The organism is Porticoccus sp., from assembly GCF_041592135.1.
In the GTDB taxonomy this organism is placed as follows: Bacteria; Pseudomonadota; Gammaproteobacteria; order Pseudomonadales; family Porticoccaceae; genus Porticoccus.
Map to the genome: position 1 here is coordinate 1 of NZ_JBFHQR010000010.1, position 20,971 is coordinate 20,971.

18 protein-coding genes and 2 tRNA genes are annotated in these 20,971 nt (G+C 59.6%); 7 read left to right on the forward strand and 13 right to left on the reverse strand.

The features are described 5' to 3' along the window. On the reverse strand, positions 1–1,574 hold a 1,574-nt coding region (gene thrS, locus ABY948_RS01985), incomplete at its 3' end, for a threonine--tRNA ligase (RefSeq protein WP_461480831.1). Between the two features lie 201 nt (positions 1,575–1,775). On the opposite strand from thrS, the gene ABY948_RS01990 reads away from it, so the two are divergent. The 3 genes from ABY948_RS01990 to ABY948_RS02000 all read left to right on the forward strand — a co-directional run bounded on the left by ABY948_RS01990 (position 1,776) and on the right by ABY948_RS02000 (position 2,882). Next, positions 1,776–1,852: transfer RNA gene (locus tag ABY948_RS01990), tRNA-Val, on the forward strand. Positions 1,853–1,996: 144 nt separating this feature from the next. Beyond that, on the forward strand, positions 1,997–2,350 hold the full coding sequence (locus ABY948_RS01995; RefSeq protein ID WP_461480832.1) for a hypothetical protein: 354 nt from the start codon (positions 1,997–1,999) through the stop codon (positions 2,348–2,350). Between the two features lie 130 nt (positions 2,351–2,480). Further along, entirely contained in the window at positions 2,481–2,882 is a 402-nt protein-coding gene (locus tag ABY948_RS02000; RefSeq protein ID WP_461480833.1) for a hypothetical protein, read from the forward strand. Between the two features lie 42 nt (positions 2,883–2,924). Here the strand turns inward: ABY948_RS02000 and xpt are convergent, their stop codons facing one another. Then, positions 2,925–3,608, reverse strand: coding sequence for a xanthine phosphoribosyltransferase (gene xpt / locus ABY948_RS02005; RefSeq protein WP_461480834.1), 684 nt, complete (start codon positions 3,606–3,608; stop codon positions 2,925–2,927). Continuing rightward, entirely contained in the window at positions 3,601–4,251 is a 651-nt protein-coding gene (locus ABY948_RS02010; protein WP_461480835.1) for a phosphoribosyltransferase, read from the reverse strand. Before ABY948_RS02010 ends, xpt begins: the two co-directional genes overlap by 8 nt. A 158-nt stretch (positions 4,252–4,409) precedes the next feature. Here ABY948_RS02010 and ppsA point away from each other — a divergent pair, with 158 nt between their 5' ends. Next, positions 4,410–6,815, forward strand: a complete 2,406-nt coding sequence (gene ppsA, locus ABY948_RS02015) for a phosphoenolpyruvate synthase (RefSeq protein ID WP_461480836.1) — start codon at positions 4,410–4,412, stop codon at positions 6,813–6,815. 22 nt (positions 6,816–6,837) lie between these two features. Here ppsA and ABY948_RS02020 read toward each other — a convergent pair whose 3' ends face one another. From ABY948_RS02020 to uvrB, 4 genes are all read right to left on the reverse strand, one after another. Then, positions 6,838–7,701 (reverse strand): FAD/NAD(P)-binding protein, encoded by an 864-nt coding sequence (locus ABY948_RS02020; RefSeq protein ID WP_461480837.1) that lies wholly within the window; start codon positions 7,699–7,701, stop codon positions 6,838–6,840. Next, positions 7,691–8,671: a 4Fe-4S dicluster domain-containing protein gene (locus ABY948_RS02025; protein ID WP_461480838.1), complete on the reverse strand. Its 981-nt coding sequence runs from the start codon at positions 8,669–8,671 to the stop codon at positions 7,691–7,693. Before ABY948_RS02025 ends, ABY948_RS02020 begins: the two co-directional genes overlap by 11 nt. Beyond that, positions 8,668–10,767 (reverse strand): formate dehydrogenase subunit alpha, encoded by a 2,100-nt coding sequence (gene fdhF, locus ABY948_RS02030; RefSeq protein WP_461480839.1) that lies wholly within the window; start codon positions 10,765–10,767, stop codon positions 8,668–8,670. Before fdhF ends, ABY948_RS02025 begins: the two co-directional genes overlap by 4 nt. A gap of 118 nt (positions 10,768–10,885) precedes the next feature. Next, positions 10,886–12,904 (reverse strand): excinuclease ABC subunit UvrB, encoded by a 2,019-nt coding sequence (gene uvrB / locus ABY948_RS02035; RefSeq protein ID WP_461480840.1) that lies wholly within the window; start codon positions 12,902–12,904, stop codon positions 10,886–10,888. A gap of 130 nt (positions 12,905–13,034) precedes the next feature. Here uvrB and ABY948_RS02040 point away from each other — a divergent pair. The 3 genes from ABY948_RS02040 (at position 13,035) to ABY948_RS02050 (ending at position 16,151) form a co-directional block, all read left to right on the forward strand. Beyond that, a tRNA-Asn gene (locus ABY948_RS02040) sits at positions 13,035–13,110 on the forward strand. Positions 13,111–13,274: 164 nt separating this feature from the next. Next, a complete protein-coding gene (locus ABY948_RS02045; RefSeq protein ID WP_461480841.1) occupies positions 13,275–13,610 on the forward strand; it encodes a hypothetical protein in 336 nt (111 codons plus the stop codon). A 138-nt stretch (positions 13,611–13,748) separates the two neighbouring features. Further along, positions 13,749–16,151 carry an acyl-CoA dehydrogenase gene (locus ABY948_RS02050; protein ID WP_461480842.1) on the forward strand — a complete coding sequence of 801 codons (2,403 nt, stop codon included), beginning with the start codon at positions 13,749–13,751 and terminating at the stop codon, positions 16,149–16,151. Between the two features lie 56 nt (positions 16,152–16,207). Here ABY948_RS02050 and ABY948_RS02055 read toward each other — a convergent pair whose 3' ends face one another. The 6 genes from ABY948_RS02055 to rpsA form a co-directional block, all read right to left on the reverse strand. Continuing rightward, positions 16,208–16,522, reverse strand: a complete 315-nt coding sequence (locus ABY948_RS02055; RefSeq protein ID WP_461480843.1) for a ComEA family DNA-binding protein — start codon at positions 16,520–16,522, stop codon at positions 16,208–16,210. Positions 16,523–16,586: 64 nt separating this feature from the next. Beyond that, positions 16,587–17,291 carry an orotidine-5'-phosphate decarboxylase gene (gene pyrF / locus ABY948_RS02060; protein WP_461480844.1) on the reverse strand — a complete coding sequence of 235 codons (705 nt, stop codon included), beginning with the start codon at positions 17,289–17,291 and terminating at the stop codon, positions 16,587–16,589. Between the two features lie 40 nt (positions 17,292–17,331). Then, positions 17,332–18,522, reverse strand: a complete 1,191-nt coding sequence (gene lapB / locus ABY948_RS02065) for a lipopolysaccharide assembly protein LapB (RefSeq protein WP_461480845.1) — start codon at positions 18,520–18,522, stop codon at positions 17,332–17,334. A gap of 11 nt (positions 18,523–18,533) precedes the next feature. Further along, on the reverse strand, positions 18,534–18,827 hold the full coding sequence (locus ABY948_RS02070; RefSeq protein WP_461480846.1) for a LapA family protein: 294 nt from the start codon (positions 18,825–18,827) through the stop codon (positions 18,534–18,536). 99 nt (positions 18,828–18,926) lie between these two features. Beyond that, positions 18,927–19,217 (reverse strand): integration host factor subunit beta, encoded by a 291-nt coding sequence (gene ihfB / locus ABY948_RS02075; RefSeq protein WP_461480847.1) that lies wholly within the window; start codon positions 19,215–19,217, stop codon positions 18,927–18,929. Positions 19,218–19,273: 56 nt separating this feature from the next. Continuing rightward, complete coding sequence (gene rpsA, locus ABY948_RS02080; RefSeq protein WP_461480848.1) at positions 19,274–20,956, reverse strand: 30S ribosomal protein S1; 1,683 nt, start codon at positions 20,954–20,956, stop codon at positions 19,274–19,276. Positions 20,957–20,971 lie beyond the last annotated feature (15 nt).

Genomic DNA, 20,971 nt, shown 5'->3' on the forward strand with positions numbered 1-20,971 from the left:
ATCAGAATGCCGATGAAACGCTCAAAGGAACCGAGGATGGCGCGGTGCAACATTACCGGCACCTGGCGGGAGCCATCTTCCGCCACATACTGGGCGTCAAGACGGCCCGGCATGGAGAAATCCACCTGAATAGTGCCGCACTGCCACACCCGCTCCAGGCAATCCTTCAGGGAAAATTCGATCTTGGGTCCGTAAAACGCGCCCTCACCGGGCAGCAGTTCGTAATCCAGCCCTTTCGCCGCCAGCGCATCGGCCAGCGCCTTCTCTGCTTTATCCCACACCTCGTCACTGCCGACCCGCTGTTCGGGGCGGGTGGAGAGGCGAATAATGACATTTTCAAAGCCGAAATCCCGATACACCTCAAACAGTAGGTCGGTAAAGTTCGACACCTCGGTCTGGATCTGCGACTCGGCACAGAAAATATGGGCGTCGTCCTGCACAAAACCGCGTACCCGCATCAACCCCTGCAGGGTGCCGGAGGCCTCATTGCGGTGGCAGGCGCCGAATTCCGCCAGCCGCAGGGGCAAATCCCGGTAGCTCTTCAGCCCCTGGTTGAACACCTGGATATGACAGGGACAGTTCATCGGCTTGACGGCGTAGTCCCGGGACTCGGATTCCACGGTAAACATGTTGTCGCGGAACTTGTCCCAGTGGCCGGAGCGCTCCCACAGGGTGCGGTCGACCACCTGGGGGGTCTTGATTTCCCGGTAACCGTTGTGGCGCTGTACGTCGCGCATGTAGCTTTCGATCTGGGTGTAGACGGTCCAGCCCTTGGGGTGCCAGAACACCATGCCCGGCGCCTCTTCCTGAATATGGAACAGGTCAAACTTCTTGGCCAGCTTGCGGTGATCGCGCTTCTCCGCTTCTTCCAGGCGATGCAGATACGCCTTCAGTTCCTTCTTGCTGGCCCAGGCGGTGCCGTAGACCCGCTGCAACATTTCATTGCTGGAATCACCGCGCCAATAGGCACCGGCCACCTTCATCAGCTTGAAATACTTCAATTTCCCCGTGGACGGCACATGGGGGCCGCGACACAGATCCTCGAATTCCCCCTGCCGGTAGAGCGACAGATCTTCATTGGCGGGAATGCTCTCGATAATCTCGGCCTTGTAGTCTTCACCCAAACCGCGGAAATAGGCCACCGCGTCGTCCCGGGACAGCACCCGGCGCACCAGGGTGTTGTCCGCCTCGGCCAGTTCGGTCATCTTCGCCTCAATGGCCTCCAGGTCTTCCGGGGTAAACGGCCGCTGGTAGGCGAAGTCGTAATAAAAGCCGTTATCGATCACCGGGCCGATGGTCACCTGGGCTTCCGGAAACAACTGCTTCACCGCCTGGGCCAGCAGGTGGGCGGTGGAGTGGCGAATGATTTCGAGCCCCTCATCGGACTTGTCGGTGATGATGGACAGCTCGGCATCGTCTTCGATCAGATAAGAGGTGTCGAGCACCTGCCCACCGATCTTGCCCGCCAGGGCGGCATTGGCCAGACCGGGGCCGATATCGGCGGCGACATCGTGGATGGTGACAGGGTTCGGGTAACTGCGCTGACTGCCGTCAGGAAGGGTAATTACAGGCATAGTGCAATCCTATTCCAGTGGTGACCCCTACCAAAGGCCACATGGTTCATGCTGCAGGGCAGCGCCAAGAGTAAGCCGGCCATTCTACCGGCTTAGCATTGAGAATCAAGCTGTTATCCCCGACGAAAAGCCGCAATTGAGGCTTGTCAGCGGAGGGGCCGGCTGGTAAATTACGCGCCTCCTTGCAGAGCACCCTTTTGCAGGCACGTAGCTCAGTTGGTTAGAGCACCACCTTGACATGGTGGGGGTCGGTGGTTCGAATCCACTCGTGCCTACCAAACCGGAAAAGCCCACCCTAAAAAGTGGGCTTTTTTTATCCCGGAAATCCGTCCGCCAATACAATCAGCTCACACCCGCGTGCACTCGGACTCCACTCGGGGGTAAACTCACACCCCCTGCTAAAAAGTTAAGGTTTTAATATTATGTTACGGCTGCTTTTTGTTTCTTCCATCCTGCTTAACCTGCTGCTGGCCGGATGCGCCACGCCCTCCGAAAACACAGCCGCCGGGCACCTGCAGGGACAGCCACTGAGTGCCCTTATCAAGAGGGTCGGCACGCCGGATAATCAGACCAGCGCAGGTTCTCGGGAAACCTATATCTGGGAGCACTCCGAACCCGTCGTCATCACCCGTGGTGGAGAGGAAACCGCATTTACCCGCATTACCGTGAAAAAGACCTGTAGATTAACGGCGGAAACGGAAGGCACCAATGTCATCGACAAAATTGCTATGGATGGCAACTATGAAGTCTGCGCTTTCTATAGAAACAAAATGTAGCCAGCCGACAACAGCAGATAACAACCCGGTAAATCACATCTTTTGCAACTATCAGCTACCGGCAGGGTCTGTAAGTTAATCTAGACTTGTAAAGAACTGGACATCAGAACTACAGAAGGGCTCCCCTATCATGAAAACGTATTCACTTCTCGGGCTAGTCGCCACCCTGCTGCTGGCGTGTAATGTTTATGCCGCCGACGGGGATAGCTTTACCTGTACCATCGGTAGTATTTACAGATCGGGCGCCGGAATGTCTGTTGATGCCAAGGGTGAAACACTTGATTTCTCTGTCAACGGTGAAAATCTGGCGATTCAGAATACCAGCGGCGGCAAGACACAAACCTATAACCTGAATGTGCAAACCCATAATAATTTCGCCGTGTTGGCCAAAAATGAAGGTATGATCTTCTCCTACCGTTTTGGCAGCGGCGCCTTTGAGTGGTCCACCGGCATTGGCCAGTCGGGATTCAGTAAGGATGCCGGGCACACCGGCCAGCAAATGCGCTTCGCCGGCACCTGTACTGCCAAGTAACCTAGGGCCTGTTAACAAAACCCCGTCCTCCGGACGGGTTTTTTATGGTCCCCGATCCTTTCTGCCCCGCCCTGCCGATACCGGTCCTACTTCCTGGCCACCGCCCTCGACTTCCCCTAGCAACACCAATTGCTCCCGCAGCATATCCAGGCGGCCCAGGGTAAAAACCGGGATATCCAGGCCATTGAAGGCATCGCGGCCATGCTCGTAGACCTTCTCGAGCACAAAACCCGTGGCGCAAACCCGACAACCGCTCTGCCGCAACAGCTCCAGCATCGCCCGGGTGGTTTTTCCGGTACCGAGAACATCATCAATCAACAACACATTGTCCGTTGCTGCCAGGTACTCTGCAGCAATACTGAGTTCCACCCTCTGTCCCTTGGTGTGGCTCGGTGCGGTGGCCGTAAAATAGGCTCCGGTCATGGTCGCCGGCCGTTTTTTCCGGGCGAACACCATGGGCACCCCCAGGGCCTGGGCGGTGGTCAGCGCCGGGGCGATACCGCTGGTTTCCGCCGTAACCACCAGGGAAACATCCTCAATGCTTGCCTCTGCAAGGCAGCTGGCAAACTCCCGGCCTATTTCGGTCATCAATACCGTATCGATGCGATGATTGAGAAAACGGCCGAGTTTGAGCAACCCATTACCGAGGTTGACCGTCTCAGCCAGCATGCGCTGCGCCAGACGATGGCGGCGCCGCCCTCCCGCCAGGGCATGAGGTTCAATCATGATCGTCACGATGGCGCTGTTCGCCCAATAAGGCACTCACTTCCTCATCGCCGAGTTGCGGAAAGTCCCGATAGTAGCTGCCCACCGAACCGCGATAAAACGGTTCAACCAGAATGGCCACCACATCATCCACTTCTGTTTGCAACACCGCGGCCGTGTCCGCCGGGATCACCGGAATGGCCACCACGGTGCGACCGGGGCGGCGGGACTTGAGGTCACGGATCGCCGCGCGCATGGTCAGTCCGGTGGCGATGCCATCATCCACCAGAATAGCCAGTTTGCCCTCGACGGAAAGGTGCTCACAGCCGGAGAGATAGCATTGCCGACGCCGTTTTGCCTCGTCCACCTCCTCCCTGACCCTGCGCTCGAACCAGTCTTTATCCACCAATGCCAGCTCTTGCTCATCGCAGAGCACCTCACCCTGTTCAGTCACGGCGCAGATAGCATATTCGGGGTTGTATGGATGGCCGATTTTTCGGGAAATAATTAAATCGAGTGGCAGATGGAGGGCGCCCGCCACGATCACGCCGAGGGGCACGCCGCCCCTGGGCAGGGCGTAGACCACACCATCAATTCCCTGATATTTCGCGGCCAGCGCTTTGGCCAGGCGTTTACCCGCATCGACTCGATCGCGAAACAACATCCCCTACTCCGGCGGTTTCCCTTTAATTAAAAAGTCTAGAAGAGCGCCTCGGTGAGCGCCATCTGAGAGCGCCGAAGGGAGGACCGGCAAGCAAGTCGGCGGCGTTCACTCCTTCGGCAATCTATACTCATTTGAACACCGCTGATGGGGTGGCACCGATGCGCCAACTGAAATCTGAACCGCCTCTGGTGATGGGGCTTGAGGACGTAGACAACACCGATGTATCACGGGTAGGCGGCAAAAATGCCTCCCTGGGCGAAATGATTCAGCGCTTGGGGAGCGAGGGTATCCCTGTGCCACCCGGTTTTGCCCTCACCGCCGATGCCTACCGGGAATTTATAACCGCCAATGACTTGCAACCGTCTATTCAACAGCGGCTGGATGAATTGGCCGCCGGACGAATCACACTGGCAGAGGCCGGCCACTCTATCCGCGATGCCCTGCTGCACGCCCCACTTCCGGAAACCCTGGTCACTGCGCTGGCATCGGCCTATGACCAGCTCTGCGCTCGACTGCGCCAAACGAACGCGGCCGTGGCTGTGCGCAGTTCCGCCACCGCTGAAGACCTGCCCGAAGCCAGTTTCGCGGGACAGCAAGCCAGTTTCCTCAATATCCGCGGCATTGATGACCTGCTCACGGCCTGCCGGCAATGCTATGCCTCCCTGTTCACCGACCGCGCCATCAGTTACCGGGAAGCGCAGGGATTCGATCATCTGCAAGTGGCGCTGTCGGTTGGCATCCAGGAGATGGTGGACGCCAGCGAAGGCGCCGCCGGCGTGATGTTTACCCTGGACCCGGAGTCCGGCTTCCCCGACGCGGTGGTGATCAACGCCGCCTGGGGGCTTGGCGAAGCAGTGGTTCAGGGCCGGGTCATCGCCGACCGCTACATGATTTATAAACCCCTGCTCGCGCAGCCACGGCTGACCCCGATCTTCGATAAAACCCTTGGCAGCCAGAAGGAAAGACTCGCTTACCAACGCGGCACGGAGGGTGGTGTCGCCTGGGTGGACACCACGCCGGCGCAGCACGGCCGTTTCGTCCTCAGCGACAGCGACACCCTGCAACTGGCGCGCTGGGCACGGCGTATCGAGCAGCACTACGGTTGCGCGATGGACATTGAATGGGCGAGGGATGGCATCAGTGGCGATCTCTATATCGTGCAGGCGCGACCGGAGACCGTCGCCTCGCAAAAATCCCGACAGTTGCTCAGCCGCTACCGACTGAAAGACCGCGGTAAATTGTTGCTCGAGGGCAGCAGCGTCGGCAGTGCCATCGCCAGCGGCCCGGTCAGGATCATCCGCAACCCCGAAGAGCAGGCCGACTTTCCGGAGGGCAGCATTCTGGTGGCGGAGCACACCGACCCGGACTGGGTGCCGCTGATGCGCAGGGCAGCCGCTGTCATCACCGATACGGGAGGCCCCACCAGCCACGCCGCCATCGTCTGTCGTGAACTCAAGATTCCCGCCGCAGTGGGGGCCGTCGGAGCAACAGAATCATTACCGGAAGGGGAAGCGGTCACGCTATCCTGCGCCGAGGGCGCCACGGCCAAGATCTATGCAGGCAACCTGCCCTTCGAGCAGACGGCCATCGACCTCTCCAGGCTGCCGCAGCCGCGCACCCAGGTGAATATCAATATCGCCATTCCCGACAGCGCGCTGCAGTGGTGGCAATTGCCCGTCGGCGGCATCGGCCTGGCGCGTATCGAGTTTATTGTTTCCAGCCTGATCGGGGTCCACCCGCTGGCATTGCTGCAACCGGAACATACGGATGAGGAGACTCGTCTGGCCATCGCCGAACTGGCCAGGGGCCACCCCGATCCCGCCCGCTATTTCATCGACCGACTCGCCCTGGGCGTCGCCAAACTGGCGGCATCCCAGTATCCCAAACCGGTCATTGTGCGTTTCTCCGATTTCAAGACCAATGAATACAGCAAGCTGCTGGGCGGAGGCCCATTCGAATCGCCGGAAAGCAACCCGATGCTGGGGCTGCGCGGTGCGGCCCGCTATTACAGCGAGCGCTACCGCAAGGGGTTTGGACTGGAGTGCCAGGCGATCAAGCGGGTGCGCGAACAGCTGGGATTCGACAATGTCATTGTCATGATTCCCTTTTGTCGCACCCCTACCGAGGCCGACCGGGTGCTGGAGGTGATGGCGGAGAATGGCCTGGAGCGGGGCAAAAATGGCCTGGAAGTGTATGTGATGTGTGAAATCCCCGCCAATGTGGTGCTGGCGGACCGGTTCTCAGAGCGTTTCGACGGCTTCTCCATCGGCAGCAATGATCTCACCCAGCTGGTACTGGGGGTCGATCGCGATTCGGCGGAACTGGCCTACCTGTTCGATGCCCGCAACGAAGCCGTCACGCGCATGATCAGCCAGGTCATCGAGGTCGCCCACCGCTATGGGCGCAAGGTGGGCATCTGTGGCCAGGCGCCTTCCGACCATCCGGATTTCGCGGCCTTCCTGGTACAGGCTGGCATCGACTCCATCTCCCTGAACCCCGACAGCGTGGTGAGCACCCTCGGGGCGATCGCGGCGGCGGAACAGGCCTTGGCCAAAACGGCCTAAAACTGACAAAAGTTGGGTCGCCCTATTCAGAGAGGGCCACATGGACTGGCTGCAGGGTATCCCAGCGGTAGGTGGGGCCATCCCGGCAGACGTAGTGATGAGAGAGGTCATGTTGGGTCAGGTAACAGTGGCCACAGAGCCCCACAGCACAGTGCATGCGCCTTTCAATTGACAGCCAGATCGACTGGGGTGAATGTCCCTGCTCCACAAAAAAACAGGCCAGGGTGTTCATCATCAGTTCCGGACCGCAGAGCAATACCCTGTCGGGCAACCAACCCAATCTGGGCAGAATTTTATCCATCAATTCCAGTGGCGTGCCCAACAGAGCACCACCAAGCTCAGCCTCTGTGGCCATATCCAGGGTATCAAACAGCGGGATCTGTTGCGCCCAGCGCCGGCGGCTCTCATCCAGCATTTGCAGGGAGCGCTGGCGCGCCCCGTACACCAGCGCCAGTTCCCGGTACTGCCGCTGCGCAATCAGCTGATCGAGCAGGCACACCAGTGGCGCCAGGCCACAGCCACCGGCGACGATTAACACCCGCTGACCTGCCAGCTGCGTCACCGGCCAGCCTCGACCGAACGGGCCGCGCACGCCGACCAGGTCACCCGCTCGACAGTCAAACAGTGCGCTGGTCACCGCCCCCACGCGGCGCACCAAACCACAAAAAATACCCTCGCGGTCGGGCACCGTTGTATAGGTAAAGGGCGCTTCGCCGGCCCCCGGAACACTGAGCATGAAAAACTGACCCGGCTCCGGCCCGGCCATGGCATTCGGGTCGCGCAGGCGAAAGCGATAGCGACGGGTCGCCTCACCATCGTCGACGAAATCCAGCAGCTCGGCCACGGTGGGGGTGAGACTGAGCAGTTCCGCAGGTTCAGACATCATCGTCCGGGGCATAGTCCGCAATCCTTCTCATCACCGAGTGCACCCCGATCACGCCGGGGCAGGTCTGTTCACAGCGGCCGCAGCCGACACAACCGTAGCGGCCAAAGGTTTTGACAAAGTCGTCGCCAAACTTGTGGGTCCAGAAACGTCTTACCCGCTCACCGGCTTCCCCACTGGGGTTGTGCTGGCTGGCTTCCCGTTGAAAACTTTCATACAGGCAGGAATCCCAGAAGCGCTGCCGCCGGATATCGCCCTGCTCCCCGGGCAGATCACGGCTGCCATAGCAGGAACAGGTGGGGCAAAGGGTGGTGCAGCCGGAACAACCGAGACACTGAATGCCCAGTTGTTGCCACTGCTGGTCGGGTACGCGGTCCCGATTGATGGCGGCAATCCCCCGGTGCAAGTGGCTGTCGTCCGGGAAGGCGGCTATACAGTCGTCAATCCGCCCGTCGCGAGCGCGCAACTCGGCGGCATCCGCCTGCGCCAGTTCCAGTCCGTGGATGGCTTCCCCGCCCTTGTCACTGCCAACCAGCAACAACCAGCCACCCTCCGCTCTGGCGTGCAGAATCAGATCGGCGCACCCGGCTTTGACTCCGGGACCGGCATCGACACTGGCACAAAAGCCGTGTTCGCAGGGCGTGACACAGTCAATGCCCACCAGCAGCGCCTGCTGGCGACGGGCCTGATAGTAGGGGTCGCGGGCAAAAAACTGGTCCTGATAGACAATGGCGGTAAGATCACAACTCTGCACCCCGAATAATACAAAGGGGGGCGGCTGCGGCAGCGTTTCCCGAAAGCACTCGCCATCAAACACGAACAGGTTTTCCTGCTCGGCAAAAAAATAGCCTTTCGGCGACACCAGTGGTGGCGCAGATTCACCCACATCCTCCAGGGGTTGAACGATCTGGTAAGCGCGACCCAGATGACTGCGAAGTCGCGCAACGCTGTCGAGGTGATAGCAGGGCATCATATCCCGATACCTCCCCGCTCGGCATTGAGCTGGTCCATGGTGCGAGGCACCTGCCCCGGCGGAAGCGGCTCCACGGCAACGGCACAGGCTTTCAGTTCCGGCATCTTGGTCACCGGGTCCTGGGCGTTATTGGTCAACTGGTTGGAGGGCGCCTCCCGGAAATGGTAGGGCATGGAGACCAACCCCGGCGGCAGGTCCTCGCTGAGCATGGCGCAGGTCTCCAGGTAGCCGCGACGGGAGCGGACCCCCACCGGCGCGCGATGGGCAATGCCCAGACCCCGGGCGTCAGCGGGATTGATGAACAACAAACCCGGCGGAATTTCCCGCTCCAGCAGTGGTGATTTGCGGGTCATAGAACCACAGCCGTAGTGAAAGTGGAGGCGGTTGGTGGTCAGCAGCAGCGGGTACTCCGCGTCGGCCGGCTCATCGATGGCAGTGGCATGCACCGGTATCAAGCGCGCCCGCCCAATGGGAAAGCTGTTGCGGTGCAATACTGGGGTGCCCTCCGGGGTCTCCGCGGAACAGGGCCACTGCAAGCCGCTGTGTTCATCGAGGCGGGGGTAGCTCATGGCGCTGTAGCTGGGGGTCAACGCCGCCATCTCGCGAAACACCGCCTCGCTGTCGGCCCAGTCCAGTTGATCACTGCCGAGCTGGCGGGCAATCGCCGCCAACCACTGCCAGTCGCCGCGGGCTTCGCCGGGGGGCGGCAGTGCCTGGCGCACGTGCTGCACACGCCGCTCGCAGTTGGTGAAGGTGCCGCTTTTTTCGGCAAACGAAGCCGCCGGCAACACCACATCCGCCATCCTGGCGGTATCGGTCATGGTCAATTCTGCTACCACCAGCAGGTCGAGTCTGGACAGGGCGAGGCGCTCCTGATTCTGGTCCGGATCGGTAATCACCGGGTCCTCGCCAAACAGGATCAGGGCACGAAAAATTCCGTCCAGAGCGGCCTTTGACATCCCCAGGGACGTCAATCCCGGTTGCTCCGGCAGCGCCGTTTTCCAGGCGCGACTGAATTTCTCCCTCACCGCCGGGTCCGCAACGGGCTGGTAGCCGGGGTAGACGTTGGGCAGGCAACCCATGTCACAGGCGCCCTGTACATTGTTTTGGCCGCGCAGCGGGTTGATGCCGGTGCCGGGGCGGCCGATCTGGCCGCAGACCAGCGCCAGGTTGGACAGGGCGATGACATTGTTGGTGCCGCTCACATATTGGGTGATGCCCATGCCGTAGAACATCATCGCCCGGGACGCCTTGCTGTAGGCGCGGGCCGTTTCGCGGATGGTTTCCAGATCGATGCCGGTGGCGCTCTCCACCCCCTCATAGGCATCGGCCACCGCGGCCGCCAACGGCGCCAGCCCTTCGCAGCGGGCTTCGATAAATTCGCTGTCCTGCCAATGGTTGTCGAGGATGGTTTTGAGCAGCGCATTGATCAGCGCGATGTTGCTGCCCGGCTTCAGTTGCAGATGCATATCCGCCAGTTTCGCCAGGCGGGTGCGGCGGGGGTCCACCACGATCAGCCTGGTGCCCGCCAGATGGGCGCGAATGATGTGACCGCCGAGGATGGCGTGGTTTTCGGTGGGGTCGGCACCAAACACCAGGATCAATTCCGTCTCAAAAATATCGGCGGCGCTGTTGGTCATCGCGCCGGAGCCCAGGGTCTGCTTCAACCCGGCCACGGTGGGGCTGTGGCAAATGCGGGCGCAGTGGTCGACGTTATTGGTTTTCAATACCGCCCGGGCCAGTTTCTGGGCAGCGTAATTGTCTTCATTGGTGGCGCGGGCACTGCTGATGATTCCCACCGCCATTGGCCCGGCTTCATCCAGGATCTGCTGCAAGCCATCGCCGATGGTGGCCAGGGCCTCGTCCCAGCTAGCCTGGCGAAAGCCTCCCGGTGTACGAATCAGGGGGTGGAGAATACGCTCGCGCAGGTCAATGCCGTAGGCACTGCTCCAGCCCTTGGAACAAAGCTGGCCGCGACTTACCGGGTGATCGAGCTGGGGCTCAACGGCAATCAGCCGGTCGCCCTCGGTGCGCAGATTCAGGCCACAACCCACGCCGCAAAAAGGACAGATGGTTGTCGTGGTTCGGGAAACCATGGCCGTTCGCTCCTCGCTCACCAGCGCCAGTGATAGCCACTACAGTCACTTTTCCAGTATAGGAAACAGGCGGGGACTCACAAGGGCGGGGAAGCGCCGGAGACTGAACGACCGAACCTCAGGGCACACCATCCACCAGTTTTTTCAACTGGTGCACCCGATCCCTCAACCGGGCGGCCTCTTCGAACTCGAGATTTTTGGCGCACTGGAACATCTGCTCCTCCAAGGCGGCAATCTGGTGCCAGAGATCCCCTCCCGCTACGCCGGAACCGGCCTCCGCCTTGTACTTGCCGGAGCGCTCCGCCACCTTGCGACCGCCCTTGCCGGGAATGCTTCTGGCCCCTTCCATGATATCGGCGACCGATTTCAGAATGCCCTTGGGCACCACCTGGTGCTCGAGGTTGTAAGCCAGCTGTTTTTCACGGCGCCGCTCGGTTTCATCCATGGCTCGCTGCATGGAACCGGTGACCCGGTCCGCATAAAGAATCGCTCTGCCGTGCACATTGCGCGCGGCTCTGCCGATGGTCTGGATCAGCGATTGCTCCGAGCGCAGGAACCCTTCCTTGTCCGCATCAAACACCGTCACCAGGGCCACTTCCGGCATATCGAGGCCCTCCCGCAACAGGTTGATGCCCACCAGTACATCGAACTCGCCGAGACGCAGGTCGCGGATGATCTCCACCCGTTCGACGGTTTCGATATCGGAGTGCAGGTAGCGCACCCGCACCCCGTGCTCGTCCAGGTACTCGGTCAGATCCTCCGCCATGCGCTTGGTGAGCACGGTAATCAGCACCCGCTCATTGCTGGCGACACAGAGGTTGATTTCCGACAGCACATCGTCCACTTGGGAGCTGGCCGGACGCACCTCTATCAACGGGTCCACCAGGCCGGTGGGGCGCACCACCTGCTCGACCACCTGGCCGGCTTTTTCCGCCTCGTACTTAGCCGGTGTGGCCGACACAAAAATGGCCTGCGGCGCCAACCGCTCCCACTCGTCAAAACGCATGGGCCGATTGTCCAGGGCAGAGGGCAGCCGGAAGCCATACTCCACCAGTGTTTCCTTGCGTGAGCGGTCACCCCGGTACATACCTCCCAACTGGGGAATAGTCACGTGGGACTCATCAATCACCATCAGGGCATCCGCTGGCAGGTAATCGTACAGGGTGGGCGGCGCTTCTCCCGGCTGGCGGCCGGACAGATAGCGCGAGTAATTTTCGATGCCGGTGCAATAGCCCAGCTCCTGCATCATTTCCAGGTCGTAACGGGTGCGTTCGCGCAGCCGCTGCTCTTCTACCAGTTTGTTGACGGAACGCAGTTGCTCCAGCCGCTCGGCCAGCTCTTCCTTGATCTGTTCCATCGCCTCCAGGATGGTGTGCCTGGGCGTGACATAGTGAGACTTGGGATAAACGGTGATGCGCGGAACCCGGCCAAACATCTCGCCGGTAAGCGGATCAAACAGTGAAATGTTTTCGACCTCATCGTCAAACAGCTCGATGCGGACAGCCTCGTTATCCGAGTCGGCGGGATAGATATCGATCACATCGCCGCGCACCCGGTAAGTGGCGCGCTGGAAGACGGAATCGTTGCGGGTGTACTGCAACTCCGCCAGTCGCCGCAGGATGTCGCGCTGGTCCACCCGGTCCCCCCGCACCAGGTGCAGCACCATTTTCAGGTAAGACTCGGGATCACCCAGGCCGTAGATGGCCGACACCGTCGCCACCACTATCACGTCCTTGCGCTCCATCAGGGCCTTGGTGGCCGACAGGCGCATCTGCTCGATGTGCTGGTTGATGGCAGCGTCTTTCTCGATATAGGTGTCGGACGAGGGAACGTAGGCCTCCGGCTGGTAATAGTCGTAGTAGGAGACAAAATATTCCACGGCGTTGTCGGGGAAAAAGTCCCGGAATTCACCGTAGAGCTGCGCCGCCAGCGTCTTGTTGTGGGCCAGCACAATGGTCGGGCGCTGCACCCGACTGATGACATTGGCGATGGTGAACGTTTTACCTGAACCGGTCACCCCGAGCAGGGTTTGCGCCGCAAGCCCCGCTTCCAATCCGGCCACCAGGCGTTCTATAGCCTGTGGCTGGTCGCCAGCTGGCTGATAAGGGCTGTGAACTTTGAACGAGCGGGACGACACGTTTTAGGGACTCCGAATCAGTGGTCAAACCCGCCTATTATACGCCAGAAAAGCACCTGAATTAGGGCTTCGGAGAGGGTTGACTCCCCCAAAATCGATCTATAAGATACGCGCCTCTCAACGAGACTGTTCCGCCTTAGCTCAGTTGGTAGAGCAAATGACTGTTAATCATTGGGTCGCTGGTTCGAGCCCAGCAGGCGGAGCCAAACACGAAAAAGGGCTGCATTATTGCAGCCCTTTTTTTATGCCTCTAAACTGACGTCCCGACCCCATTTCCCGCCCGCCAGTTCGCCTGGCGACGAGATTGCAAACCAGCCAAGGCTGGTTTGCAGGCAAACGAAAAATAACAACCAGAGTCATAGGCCCCAACATGAAGCTCAAATCCCTTGCCCGATCAATGGCCCTCTTTTCGCTGCTCGCGACATCTTGTTTCGCCGACACGACTTTTGACGAAACCCTGCTGGAGGCGCAACAGGGCAACGTCCAGGCACAGCGTGAACTCGGCATCCTGTACGCCAACGGGGCCGGCACCGCGCAGGACAATATCAATGCCTACATCTGGCTGTCCGCCGCCAAGCACAACGGCGATCAGATTGCGGCAAAAAATATCCCGGTATTAAAAAAGCACATGTCGTTGCAGGAAATTGTCAAAGGCCAGGCGAGAGCGGCTCGCTGTATCGGCTCCAACTACCAGCATTGCAAGTAATCGCCTGCCTGGGCTGACAGGTCACACTTACGCAAATTCGCGGCGCCCGGACTGGGCGTCCCCACCCGAATCGTCTAAGGTTGCGTAGAGAGCCTTTGCAAGGTCCGCCTTGCCCCAGCCATTGAAGGTGAAATAACCATGTTGCTATCGCTGTTACTCTATGTCGCTTTGCTGGTTGCATTACTGTACTACCGCCCACCACTGCAACTGGGTTCACTGATACTGGTGCTCGGCACCATCGTGCTGACCTTTTACAGCGGCGCCATGTGGCTACTGCTATTCCCCACCCTGGTGCTCACAGCGATACTCAACCTGCCCGGCTGGCGCCACCGGACCCTGGTCAAACCCGCCTTCCAGCTGTTGCGCCGCGCCATGCCCAGCATGAGCAAAACCGAGCGAGAAGCCCTTGAGGCCGGCACCACCTGGTGGGAAAAGGAATTGTTCAGTGGCCAGCCGGACTGGGCCATGTTCGCCGGTATCGATCTGCCGCAACTCAGTGACCGGGAACAGCAGTTTCTCGACAACGAGGTGGAGCAACTCTGCCATCTGGTGGACGAGTGGGACATCGAGCAGCGCCAGGATTTGCCCCCGGAAGCCTGGGATTTCCTGCGCCAGAATGGCTTCTTCGGGCTGATTATTCCCGAGGAATTCGGCGGCCTGGATTTCAGCCCCTACGCCCAAAGCCGCATCATGGGCAAGATCGCCAGCAAATCGCCGACCACGGCGGTCACCGCCATGGTGCCCAACTCCCTGGGACCCGGTGAGCTGCTGGTCAAGTACGGTACCGAGGCACAAAAGCAGCGCTGGCTGCCCGGCCTGGCCAACGGCACCGAGCTGCCCTGTTTCGGCCTGACCGGCCCGGAGGCCGGTTCCGATGCGGGTTCGATTCCGGATATCGGCGTGGTCTGCAAGGGACAGTTCAACGGCGAAGATGTTCTCGGCCTGAAACTGACCTTCAGCAAGCGTTGGATCACCCTGGCCCCGGTGGCCACGGTGATCGGTCTCGCCTTCAAACTGCGCGACCCCGACGGCCTGCTGGGTGATCCCGAGACCGTCGATTACGGCATCACCTGCGCGCTGCTGCCGGCCGACCACCCCGGCATCGAAATTGGCCGCCGCCACAATCCCGGCGCCCCCTTTATGAATGGACCGATTCAGGGTGAAGAGGTATTTATTCCGGTGGACTGGATCATTGGCGGTGCCGCCATGGCCGGCAGGGGTTGGCGCATGCTGATCGAATGCCTGGGCGCCGGGCGCGGCGTCTCCCTGCCCTCCCTGGCCACCGCCGGCAGCGAAATGTGCTACCTGACCGTGGGCGCCTTTGCCCGCATCCGCCGCCAGTTCAACATGGAGATCGGCAAGTTTGAGGGCGTCCAGGAAGCCACAGCCGAAATCGCTGCCGGGGCCTACACCCTCGAGGCCATGCGGCAACTGGTGACCCGTGGACTGCAAGGCGGCGCGCCCTCGGTGCTCACTGCCATGGCCAAATACCACGCCACCGAGCGCATGCGCCAGATGGTCAACCACGCCATGGACGTGGTGGGCGGACGCGCCATCCAGCTGGGACCGCGCAATTTCCTGGCCACTATGTATCACAGCATGCCGGTGGCCATCACCGTGGAAGGAGCCAATATCCTCACCCGCTCGCTGATGATCTTCGGCCAGGGTTCCATGCGCTGCCACCCCTACCTGTTCGATGAGATGCAGGCCCTGCAGCAGGATGATGAACGGACCGGCCTCGCCGACTTTGAACCGCTGTTGCTGGCCCACCTCGGCCACAGCTCAAGCAATATCGCCAGAACACTGGTCTACGGACTGAGCGGTGGTCGGGGCAGTTTGACTCCAGAGGACGCCGACGCCTTCAGCAAGTCCTGGTATGAAAAGATCAATCATCTGAGTGCGGCGCTGGCCACCTGTGCCGACGTTGCGCTGGGCGCCCTGGGTGGCGGACTCAAGCGCCGGGAAATGATCTCGGCCCGGTTGGGGGACATCCATAGCGAGCTGCTGATCGCCTGCAGTATTCTCAAATATCGCGATGCCCAGCAGTACTCCGATGCCGGTGATGCCCACGCCCGCTACGCCCTGCAGCGTGCGCTCAACAATGCCCAACAGGCCCTGCTGGCCTTCTGCGACAACTTCCCGCAGCGCTGGCTGGGACTGGCATTGCGACTGTTGTGCCTGCCCCTGGGCCGCCGCTACCGGGCGCCGGACGATGATCAGATCCGCCTGCTGGGCAAGTTGATCATGGAACCCAACCCCGTGCGCGAGGCGCTGAAGCAGTACGTCTACCAGAGCAACAATCCCGAGGAGGCCAGCGGTCGGGTGGAGTCCACCTTCCAGGCACTGCTCAGGGTCGATCCCGCCTGGCAGGCATTCAGCCGGGCGCGCGGCAAGGGCGAATTGGGTGTCGGGGATATGGACAATGCCCTCGGGGAGGCGCTGCGACAGGGCGTCATCGCCGAGGCGGATGTAGAACCCCTGCGGGACTACGACCGGCGGCGCTATGACTGTGTACTCACCGATGACTTCGCAGCACTGTAGAAAATCGGTCAAAAAAAGGCCAGCCCACAGGCTGGCCACAATTTGAACTGGCAGGACTACTCCAGCACCAGTTTGGCACGGTTTTGTTCCAGTACTTTCTCACCAACACCCTTCACCTCCAGCAGCTGCTCCACTGTGGAGAATGCTCCGTTGGCTTCCCGATAGGCGACTATCGCCAGTGCCCGCTTTTCACCAATACCGCTCAACTGCGCCGAGAGTTCCTCGGCTGACGCGGTGTTGATATTGACAGCTGCAGCTTCCATGGCCGCGGCAGGCACTTCCGACTCTGCGGCATAAACCGTCTGCCAGGCCGGCAGCAGTACCACGAGGGATAACAGCAGGATTTTGGTAACAGATTTTAGCGATTGCATAGCAAACTCCTTGTGCCGAAGCACTCCATTTCGTATTGACGCGGCACCCCATGTGCCGCTGCGGCTAATCTTGCAAAATTTCCTGATTGATCGCAACCAGTGTTGCCACCGGATCGGGGGACTGGGTGATGGGCCTGCCGATCACCAGGTAACTGCTGCCGTTGGCAACGGCCTGACGGGGCGTGACCACCCGCCGCTGGTCGTCACCCGCCGCCTCGGCCGGGCGAATGCCCGGGGTCACCAGGGCAAAGTCTGCGCCCAGTGCTTTGCGCAACCCCGATGCTTCCATGGCGGAGCAGACCACCCCATCCATACCGGATGACTGGGCCAGGGCCGCGAGGCGATGTACCTGTTCCTCCGGACTGCAGTGAATGCCGACTTCCGCCAGGTCCTCCTGGGAAAAACTGGTCAACACCGTCACGGCGATCAACAACATATCGCTGTTGCATTGCGCCAGTGCTTCACGGGCGCCTTCCATCATGCGCCGGCCACCGGAGGCGTGCACATCGGCCATCCACACCCCCATCTCCGCGGCCACCTTCACGGCCTTCGCCACGGTGTTGGGAATATCGTGATATTTGAGGTCCAGAAACACATCAAAGCCGCGCGCCACCAAATCGCCGACAAACTGCGGCCCGCACTGGGTAAATAATTCCTTGCCCACTTTCAGCTTGCACAACTGCGGCGACACGGCCTCGACGAAGGATTGTGCGGCGGCGGCATTGTGGTAATCCAGCGCCACAATCACTTTGCTATCGTTATTTTTCATCTTTCTTCTCGTTCTATTGGTTCAACGGCGGACAATTCAACTACTCGCCATCCACACCCTTAACCGGCCGGACAGTTTCCCAGCACTTGCATTGGGGGCACAACCAGTGCAGCTGTCCCCCCTTAAAACCGCACTGGCTGCAGCGGTAGACCGGTCGCCTGGCCTGTAAGGTTTCCAGCACTTGCCGCAACAGCTGCAGCGGTTCGTGCAGGTCAGCGGCACCCTGTTTCAGGTGTAACTGCAGCAGTGTATTCAGTCCCTTGAGGGAGGGCTGCTCTTGCAGGTAGCCGGTCAGGAAGGCAATAGCCTGGCCGACACCCTGCTGGCGGGCCGTCTCTTCGGCCACCATTGTGAGCAGACTGGCTGCGGGATAGCTGTCCAGCCAGGCGCGCAACTGCTGCAACAGACCGACCTGGTCACCCCGGGCCTGAAAACACTGCCGCAACGGCGACAAAATCTCGCACAGGTATTCCGGTTGCTGCGGCGGAATCAAGCTGTAGCGCCTTATGGCCTCGGCATAATTGCCCAGCCGCAACTCCAGATCGCCCCACAGCATATTGGCCCTGGCGGAATGACCATTGAACTTTAGCGCCGCTTTGAGTTGGCGCCTGGCCTGCAGGAAATCACCCCTGGCCACGGCCTGCAGCGCCAGTTCGCAGCAGAAATGGGACTGCTCCACCAACCCGTTTCGCCCGCGTGCAAAGCCTTTTTTTTCCATCATTTCCGCAGCGCGAATGGCCTTGTCCCATTCCTGCTCATCCCGGTAGATGTGTACCAGATGGAGCAGTGAGGCTTGCCGTAATTCACCGCTGTCCTCTTCTACCAGTTCCAGGAACAGGCGCTCGGCGCGATCAAACAAGCCCGCTTTTAAAAAATCACGACCCAATTCAAGGTGCGCCTGACGGATTTGCGGGATACTGAGATTGGGTCTCGACAACAGATTCTGGTGGACCCGGATAGCGCGCTCCATTTCACCGCGCTGACGCATCAGGTTGCCGAGGGACAGGTGAGTCTCAAGGGTGGCTGGCGTGACCTCCACCGAGCGAATGAAGGTATCAATCGCCTGATCCGGTTGTTCATTGAGGAGAAAATTGATGCCCTGAAAGTAATGCCTGGCCAGTTGCCGGGATGAATCGGACTCCGCTGTCTTGCCGAACCCTTTGGCCCGCCCGGCGGTCCAGGACAGCGCCATTAACAGTAAAACCGGCACGACATAGAGAGGTTCGAACATAGGGCGCCGGGTTAGGCCCCTTTTTGCTGTTCGCGGGACTGGGATAACCGCTGTTTGGCCAACTGTTTGTTGAGTAGATAGGCCTTTCGTTTCAGGCGCAGCAGGGCCGGTAGACTGGCCAGCAAGCCCAGCAGGCAGCCCAGCGAAACCCCCAGCAGCAGCCACAGCCCCGAGGGCATCGGCCCCAGCGGATAGCCGAACAGCTCCATCGTCAATGGTTCCGGATTGGCCAGTACCACAGCCAGTCCCAACAAGACGGCCAGTACAGCCAGCAGCAGCAACCAGAGCCTTTTCAGCAATGCCATAATATCCCCACAAAAAAACGGCAAGTCCAATGCCTTGCCGTTTATTGTAACCAAACTATCGCGGATGAGCCGCGCTTATTGCCACCTTAACCGCAGCAATCAGCCATCCAGACTCTCATTGACCCGCTCGCGCAGTTCCTTGCCCGGTTTAAAATACGGCACATACTTGCCGGTCAGTTTGACGGAATCGCCAGTTTTCGGGTTGCGCCCGACTCTGGGTGCACGGTAGTGCAAGCAGAAACTGCCAAAACCGCGGATTTCAATCCGGTCGTTATTGACCAGTGATTGAGTCATCCTTTCGAGAATCATTTTCACAGCCAGCTCCACATCCTTGGGGGGAAGTTGGTCCTGCTGGCCGACGATGTGGTCGATTAATTCTGATTTTGTCATAACTATCTGAGTTTAAAGTAGAAAGGGGTAATGTTGCCATTACCCCTATCTAATCATTACTTCTCTTTGGTGTCCATCTGTGCCTTGATCAGATCACCGATCGTGGTCGGCGCGATATTGTCGGCCTCTGACTTGCGGTGTTCCTTGATGGCCGCTTTTTCTTCGGCCACATCTTTGGCTTTCACGGAAAGGCTGATGACGCGGGTCTTGCGGTCAACATTGACGATTTTGGCCTCGACCTCGTCGCCAACGTTCAGCACGTTGCGGGCATCTTCCACTTTGTCACGGGAGATTTCAGACGCTTTCAGCTGTCCTTCCACTTCGCCGCTCAGTGTGAGGACCGCACCTTTCGCGTCCACTTCTTTCACTGTACCGATCACAATGCTGCCCTTGTCATTCTCAGCCACGTAGCTGGAGAACGGATCGTCGGACAGTTGCTTCATACCCAGGGAGATACGCTCTCTTTCCGGGTCGATGGACAGGATAACGGTTTCGACTTCATCGCCCTTCTTGAAATTGCGCACGGCTTCTTCGCCGGTCTCATTCCAGGAAATGTCGGACAGGTGAACCAGTCCGTCGATACCGCCATTCAGGCCGATAAAGATACCGAAGTCGGTAATGGACTTGATGTTGCCGGAGATTTTCTCACCTTTGCTGTGGTTGGTAGCAAACTCATCCCAGGGGTTGGCATTGCACTGCTTGATACCCAGGGAAATGCGGCGACGCTCCTCGTCGATATCCAGCACCATGACATCGATTTCATCACCCAGCTGTACCACTTTGGAGGGGTGAATATTCTTGTTGGTCCAGTCCATTTCGGAAACGTGTACCAGGCCTTCCACACCATCTTCCAGCTCGGCAAAACAGCCGTAGTCGGTCAGGTTGGTGACCACCGCCTTGACGCGGGCACCTTCCGGGTAGCGGGCAGAGATATCCGCCCAGGGGTCTTCGCCCATCTGCTTCATGCCCAGAGACACACGGCTGCGCTCGCGGTCGAACTTGAGTACTTTGACGTCGATTTCATCGCCGACATTGACGATTTCACTGGGATGCTTGATACGCTTCCAGGACATGTCGGTGATGTGCAGCAGGCCGTCGATACCGCCCAGGTCCACAAAGGCGCCGTAGTCGGTGAGGTTCTTGACGATACCTTTCAGGCTGACGCCTTCTTCCAGCTTGCCGAGCAGCTCATCGCGCTCTTCAGTGTTCACCTGCTCCATCACGGCGCGACGTGATACCACGACGTTGTTGCGCTTCTGATCGAGCTTGATGACTTTAAATTCGAGGGGTTTGTCTTCCAGGTGCGCAGTATCGCGAATCGGGCGAACGTCCACCAGGGAACCGGGCAGGAAGGCACGCAGACCGTTGATATCGACAGTGAAGCCACCTTTGACTTTACCGCTGATCACACCTTTAACCACTTCATCAGCCTTGTGGGCAGCTTCCAGCTCAATCCAGGATTCAGCGCGACGGGCTTTTTCACGGGACAGGCGGGTGGCACCAAAGCCATCTTCCACTGCTTCCAGGGCTACCTGGACTTCGTCACCAATTTGCAGGTCGAATTGACCGTTATCGTCAAGAAACTGAATTTTCGGAATCACGCCTTCGGACTTCAGCCCGGCGTGTACGGTTACCCACTCTTTGTCGATATCAATGATCACGCCGGTTACGATGGCGCCGGTGTTCATTTCAACGGTCTTTAAACTTTCTTCAAAAAGTTCTGCGAAACTCTCGCTCATTGAGATATACCTGTA

Coding starts and splice junctions, on each gene's coding strand:
- ABY948_RS02000 (WP_461480833.1), top strand. CDS start 2,481: ATGAAAACGTATTCACTTCTCGGGCTAGTCGCCACCCTGCTGCTGGCG.
- lapB (WP_461480845.1), bottom strand. CDS start 18,522: ATGTTCGAACCTCTCTATGTCGTGCCGGTTTTACTGTTAATGGCGCTG.
- ppsA (WP_461480836.1), top strand. CDS start 4,410: ATGCGCCAACTGAAATCTGAACCGCCTCTGGTGATGGGGCTTGAGGAC.
- ABY948_RS02055 (WP_461480843.1), bottom strand. CDS start 16,522: ATGCAATCGCTAAAATCTGTTACCAAAATCCTGCTGTTATCCCTCGTG.
- ABY948_RS01995 (WP_461480832.1), top strand. CDS start 1,997: ATGTTACGGCTGCTTTTTGTTTCTTCCATCCTGCTTAACCTGCTGCTG.
- fdhF (WP_461480839.1), bottom strand. CDS start 10,767: ATGGTTTCCCGAACCACGACAACCATCTGTCCTTTTTGCGGCGTGGGT.
- ihfB (WP_461480847.1), bottom strand. CDS start 19,217: ATGACAAAATCAGAATTAATCGACCACATCGTCGGCCAGCAGGACCAA.
- ABY948_RS02045 (WP_461480841.1), top strand. CDS start 13,275: ATGAAGCTCAAATCCCTTGCCCGATCAATGGCCCTCTTTTCGCTGCTC.
- ABY948_RS02070 (WP_461480846.1), bottom strand. CDS start 18,827: ATGGCATTGCTGAAAAGGCTCTGGTTGCTGCTGCTGGCTGTACTGGCC.
- ABY948_RS02020 (WP_461480837.1), bottom strand. CDS start 7,701: ATGATGTCTGAACCTGCGGAACTGCTCAGTCTCACCCCCACCGTGGCC.
- ABY948_RS02025 (WP_461480838.1), bottom strand. CDS start 8,671: ATGATGCCCTGCTATCACCTCGACAGCGTTGCGCGACTTCGCAGTCAT.
- rpsA (WP_461480848.1), bottom strand. CDS start 20,956: ATGAGCGAGAGTTTCGCAGAACTTTTTGAAGAAAGTTTAAAGACCGTT.
- ABY948_RS02010 (WP_461480835.1), bottom strand. CDS start 4,251: ATGTTGTTTCGCGATCGAGTCGATGCGGGTAAACGCCTGGCCAAAGCG.
- pyrF (WP_461480844.1), bottom strand. CDS start 17,291: ATGAAAAATAACGATAGCAAAGTGATTGTGGCGCTGGATTACCACAAT.
- ABY948_RS02050 (WP_461480842.1), top strand. CDS start 13,749: ATGTTGCTATCGCTGTTACTCTATGTCGCTTTGCTGGTTGCATTACTG.
- xpt (WP_461480834.1), bottom strand. CDS start 3,608: ATGATTGAACCTCATGCCCTGGCGGGAGGGCGGCGCCGCCATCGTCTG.